Annotated in this window: 7 protein-coding genes; all 7 read right to left on the reverse strand. The window is 68.9% G+C overall.

The annotated features are described in order from the left end of the window. The coding region (locus tag JMF86_RS08895) for a LysM domain-containing protein (RefSeq protein ID WP_201316959.1) at positions 1 to 423 on the reverse strand (423 nt) is incomplete at its 3' end. A gap of 5 nt (positions 424 to 428) precedes the next feature. Then, entirely contained in the window at positions 429 to 1,361 is a 933-nt protein-coding gene (locus JMF86_RS08900) for a protein-L-isoaspartate(D-aspartate) O-methyltransferase (protein ID WP_011549682.1), read from the reverse strand. Continuing rightward, positions 1,358 to 2,119, reverse strand: coding sequence for a 5'/3'-nucleotidase SurE (gene surE, locus JMF86_RS08905; protein ID WP_011549681.1), 762 nt, complete (start codon positions 2,117 to 2,119; stop codon positions 1,358 to 1,360). Before surE ends, JMF86_RS08900 begins: the two co-directional genes overlap by 4 nt. Before the next feature lie 220 nt (positions 2,120 to 2,339). Beyond that, a complete protein-coding gene (locus JMF86_RS08910) occupies positions 2,340 to 3,545 on the reverse strand; it encodes a CaiB/BaiF CoA-transferase family protein (RefSeq protein ID WP_006496407.1) in 1,206 nt (401 codons plus the stop codon). A gap of 48 nt (positions 3,546 to 3,593) precedes the next feature. Further along, on the reverse strand, positions 3,594 to 4,190 hold the full coding sequence (gene recR, locus JMF86_RS08915) for a recombination mediator RecR (protein WP_006478665.1): 597 nt from the start codon (positions 4,188 to 4,190) through the stop codon (positions 3,594 to 3,596). 31 nt (positions 4,191 to 4,221) lie between these two features. After that, positions 4,222 to 4,548: a YbaB/EbfC family nucleoid-associated protein gene (locus JMF86_RS08920; RefSeq protein WP_006482124.1), complete on the reverse strand. Its 327-nt coding sequence runs from the start codon at positions 4,546 to 4,548 to the stop codon at positions 4,222 to 4,224. 95 nt (positions 4,549 to 4,643) lie between these two features. Next, a partial coding sequence (locus JMF86_RS08925; RefSeq protein ID WP_305790727.1) for a DNA polymerase III subunit gamma/tau C-terminal domain-containing protein occupies positions 4,644 to 5,378 on the reverse strand: 735 nt, incomplete at its 5' end.

Here is a 5,378-nt window from a genome sequence, read left to right on the forward strand (position 1 = left end):
GCTCAGCGGCGCGGTCGCGACCGCACCACCGACGATCGGCGCGGCGGCCGGCGTGCCCGCCACTGCAGCGCCGCCCGGCGGCGCCACGCGCAGCAGCTGGTCGACTTCGATCTGGTTCGGGTTCGCCAGATTGTTCCACGTCGCGATGTCGCGATAGTTCTGCCCGTTCTCGAGCGCAATCCGGTACAGCGTGTCACCCGGCTTCACACGATAGAAGCCCGGCGGCGGCGGACCGAGCGGCACCGCGGGCTGCGCGGCGGCAGTCGTGCCGAGCGACCCGGAGCGGTCGACGACGGGCGCGTTGTCGAGCCGCGTCGCACAGGCGGCCAGTAGCGTGGAGAACGCAGCCACACAGATCGCGCGCTGGGCGAACGTGAGCGGTTCCCTGGATCGGTTGTTTTGCATCGCGCGCAACATACTCATCGGTTTCAAATCACTCCGGATTTTAAAGGGACAAAGAAAACGCGATCAAGCCGGGACTCTCGCCATTGCGCGTGCGCGACGCGCTCGACGAGCGTGAGCACCTGGTGCTGCCCGCTCTGCGCGCCGACCGGCGCGACGAGCCGCCCGCCGATCGCGAGCTGCTCGAGCAGCGCCTGCGGCACGTCGAGCCCCGCCGCCGCGATCACGATCGCGTCGAACGGGGCCGCGGACGGCAAGCCGACACGCCCGTCGCCGTAGTGCAGACGGATGTTCGGCACGCGCAGCGGCCGCAGGTTCAGCTTCGCGCGCTCGTAAAGCGGCTTGATGCGTTCAATCGAATACACGTCGCGTGCCACGTGACTCAGCACGGCGGCCTGATAGCCGCAACCCGTGCCGATCTCGAGCACGCGCTCGAGGGTGCGGCCGGCCATCGCGAGCTCGATCATGCGCGCGACGACCGACGGCTTTGAAATGGTCTGCTGATGGCCGATCGGCAATGCCGAATCCTCGTAGGCCTGCGTCGCGAGCCCGGGATCCACGAACAGGTGGCGCGGCACCGCGGCCATTGCGTCCAGCACGCGCGCATCGGTCACGCCGTTCGCGCGCAGGCGTTCGACCATCCGCTCGCGCACACGTTCCGACGTGAGGGCGAACGCGCCGGCCGGCGCGATGCTCGGCGCGGCCGGCTTCGGCAGCGCAGGCTTCAGCGCGGTGGGCTTCGGTGCGGTCGCCGGCTTCGCGGCGGCGATACCCGGCAGCGGCGCCCGCACGGCGGCCGGCTTCACCGCAACCGGCTTCAGCACGGCCGCGGGTTTGTCGGCAGCCTTCGGCACCGCCCCCGCCGTCTGGCGTTCACCGGGCCGACCTTCCGACTTGCGTGGCGCTCGCTTGAGATCTTCGAGCGCGAGCGGGAACCGCTTCGCGCGCTCGCCGCTCATGAAGCCCGCCCTCCGGCGCGCGCCCATTCGCGCATCGCGGGCAGCATCTGCGTATGCGTGAGATCGAGTTGCAGCGGTGTGATCGAGACGAAACCGTTTGCAACGGCGTGGAAATCGGTGCCCTCGCTGGCGTCCAGCGCCTCGCCCGCGGCGCCGATCCAGTAGATCGGCTCGCCGCGCGGGTCGGTCTGTCGAATCACCGGCTGCGACGGATGACGCTTGCCCAGACGCGTGACCTTCCAGCCCTTCAGTTCGTCGTACGGCAGATTCGGAATATTGACGTTCAGCAGCGGGTTGCCCGGCAGCGGATGCGCGAGGTAGTGCGCGACGATTTCCGCGGCGACGCGCGCGGCGTCGGCCAGACGGGCCCAGCCCTTGTCGACCAGCGAGAACGCGATGGCCGGCACACCGAACATGATGCCTTCGGTGGCGGCCGCAACTGTCCCCGAATAGAGCGTGTCTTCGCCCATGTTCTGGCCGTTGTTGATGCCGGACACGACGATGTCCGGCTTCGCGTCGGCCATCCCCGTCAGCGCGACGTGCACCGAATCGGTCGGCGTGCCGTTCACGTAGAAGAAACCCGTACCCGCTGCGCGCTGCACCGACAGCGGCCGCGACAACGTGAGGGAATTCGACGCGCCGCTGCAGTTCTGCTCGGGCGCGATCACCGTAAGCTCGGCCAGCGGCTGCAGCGCTTCGCTGAGCGCGGCGAGACCGGGGGCGAGATAGCCGTCGTCGTTGCTGAGTAGGATTCGCATCCGGCGATTGTAACCGAGGAAAGATGGCGCGAGAGCGACAGTCCGGCCACCGCGGACGGGCGGGTATACGCATGGACACGCGGTGCGCCGCCGCACGACGCGGCGGCGTTCCGCGCGCTGGGGAAAACACCGGGCCGACCGGGTTTTCCGCCCAAAGAAAATCGCCTTGGGGAAACCCTCATCGGGAGGCCCGGCGCGAAGCGCGCAGGCCTCGGCGCACTCAGATCGCGCCCGCCTCGCGCAGCGCGGCAATCGCCTGTGCGTCGTAGCCGAGGCCGCGCAACACCTCGTCGGTATGCTCGCCGAGCTCGGGCCCGAGCCAGCGTGTTTCGCCCGGCGTGTCCGACAGTTTCGGCGTGATGTTCGGCAGCGGAATGTCGGTGCCGTCGGCCAGCTTGAAACGCTGGATCATCTGACGCGCGACGAACTGCGGATCGGTGAACATGTCGGCCGCGCTGTAGATGCGCCCGGCCGGCACGTCGGCCGCATTGAGCACGACGAGAGCCTCGTCGATCGTGCGCGGCGCGAGCCACGCGGCGATCGCGTCGTCGATTTCCTGCGTGCGCGGCACGCGCCCGTCGTTTTGCGCGAGCGCGGGATCGTCGGCCAGGTCGTCGCGCTCGATCGCCTTCATCAGCCGCTTGAAGATCGGATCGCTGTTGCCGCCGATCACGATGCTGCCGTCGCGGCATGCGTACGTATTCGACGGCACGATGCCCGGCAGCGACGCGCCGGTGCGCTCGCGCACCATCCCGTACACGCCGTACTCGGGCACCACGCTTTCCATCATGTTGAAGACGGCTTCATACAGTGCAACGTCGACCACCTGCCCCGCGCCGCCGTTGACCTTGCGGTGATGGAGCGCCATCAGCGCGCCGATCACGCCGTGCAGCGCCGCGATCGAGTCGCCGATCGAGATGCCGATGCGCGGCGGCGGCAGATCCGGATAGCCGGTGATGTGGCGCAGCCCGCCCATCGATTCGGCGATCGCGCCGAAGCCGGGCCGGTCGCGGTACGGGCCCGTCTGCCCGTAGCCGGACAGGCGCACCATCACGAGGCCCGGATTGTCGGCCGACAGCACGTCGTAGCCGAGCCCGAGCTTTTCGAGCAGGCCCGGGCGGAAGTTCTCGATCACGATGTCGGCCTCGCTCGCGAGCTGCCGCGCGATCGCCTTGCCGGCGTCAGCTTTCAGGTTGAGCGTGACCGATTTCTTGTTGCGCGCCTGTACCGACCACCACAGCGACGTGCCGCCCTGCTCCGGGTGGAGCTTGCGCCACTTGCGCAGCGGGTCGCCGCCGTTCGGATCCTCGATCTTGATCACTTCCGCGCCGAATTCGGCGAACAGCCGCGACGCGAACGGCCCCGCGATCAGCGTTCCGAATTCGAGCACTTTGACGCCCGCGAGCGGGCCCTGGCTGGTGCTCATGTGTCTCCCTGGCATGAGGAACGGCGCCGCCGGCAGGCGGCGCCCGGCTTACATCGTGCGACGATCGAGCATTGCGCGGGCGATGGTGCCCGCGTCGACGTACTCGAGCTCGCCGCCCACCGGCACGCCGCGCGCGAGGCGCGTGACCGCCAGCCCGCGCGCCTTGAGCGTCTGTCCGAGGTAGTGGGCGGTGGCTTCGCCTTCGTTCGTGAAGTTGGTCGCGAGCACGACCTCCTTGACGACGCCGTCCGACGCGCGCCGCACGAGGCGGTCGAAATGGATTTCCTTCGGACCGATTCCGTCGAGCGGGCTCAGTCGGCCCATCAGCACGAAATACAGCCCGCGGTAGGTCATCGTCTGCTCGAGCATGATCTGGTCGGCAGGCGTCTCGACGACGCACAGCAGCGTCGGATCACGCTCCTCGTCGCTGCAGACCTCGCAGATCTGCGCCTCGGTGAACGTGTTGCACTTCTCGCAGTGCTGCAGGTGCTCGGTCGCGAACAGCAGCGACCGGCCGAGCCGCTCCGCGCCCTCACGGTCGTGCTGCATCAGGTGAACCGCCATGCGCTGCGCGGATTTCGGCCCGACACCGGGCAGCACGCGCAACGCTTCGACGAGAGCGGACAAGGCGGACGGCTGTTTCATACGGCGGCAAAGAGTGGCAAGGACGCCGCGTTCAGAACGGCAGCTTGAAGCCCGGGGGCAGCGGCAGACCCGACGTCATGCCGCTCATCTTTTCCTGCGACGTGGCTTCGGCCTTGCGTACCGCGTCGTTGAATGCAGCGGCGACGAGATCCTCGAGCATGTCCTTGTCGTCCGCGAGCAGGCTCGGGTCGATCGACACGCGGCGCACTTCGTTGCGGCACGTCATCGTCACCTTCACGAGGCCGGCGCCCGACTGCCCTTCGACTTCGATGAGCGCAAGCTGCTCCTGCATCTTCTTCATGTTTTCCTGCATTTGCTGCGCTTGCTTCATCAGTCCGGCGAGGTTGCCTTTCAACATGGGAATACTCCTTCTTGATCGTGTGAAAACCGGCACGCGGCGCGTGCCGGCCAATGTGTGCGGGGCGTGATTGTGCCTGTCGCGGGGCGGTCAGTTCAATGGAGTGTGGGCGGCACACCGTCCGGCGCCGAATCGGCGAGCGGACGCACCGACCCCTCGACGATGCGCGCACCGAAGTCGCGCACGAGCTGCTGGACGAACGGATCGCCGTGAATCTCCTGCTCGGCTTCGCGCTGGCGCGCCGCGCGCGCGGCCGCATCGAGCGCCGCCGCGGTGCGCCGTGCGGGCCCGACCTCGACGCTCACCTCGACCGGCTTGCCGAGCGCATCGGCCAGTGCGGCCTTCAGCTTCGTCACCTGCGCGGCGTCCGCATACTGCGGCACCGGCACGGACAGTTTCAATGTGCCCGCATCGACGGCCGTCAGCTCGCTGTTGAACGCGAGCTGGTACGCGACGCCCTTCAGCGGCAGCCGTGCGGCGAGCGCCGGCCATTCGCCGTCGAAGCCGATCGGATCGAGCGCGATCGCGGGCGGCAGCGGCCGCGTGTCGATCGGCGCGGCCGGACGCGCGTCCGCCGGCTTCGGCGTCACGCGCACATCGTCGGGACCGCTGTCGAACACCGGCACGAAGCCGTCGTCGGAACCGCCGAACATTTCGTCGGCGCTGAGCGGCACGTAGTCGTCGGGCGGGATGTCTTCCCACGGCGGCGACGGCTGGCGCGACTCGGCTGCTTGCGGCGCGCGGGCAGCGGCACGCGGCGTCGGCACCTGGACGGCCGGACGCGGCGCGGCCGGCTTCTCGGCGGCCGGCTGGGCCGCCGCCGGTTTGGC

This window comes from Burkholderia sp. E168m15 (genome assembly GCF_016586105.1).
Lineage (GTDB): Bacteria > Pseudomonadota > Gammaproteobacteria > Burkholderiales > Burkholderiaceae > Burkholderia > Burkholderia orbicola.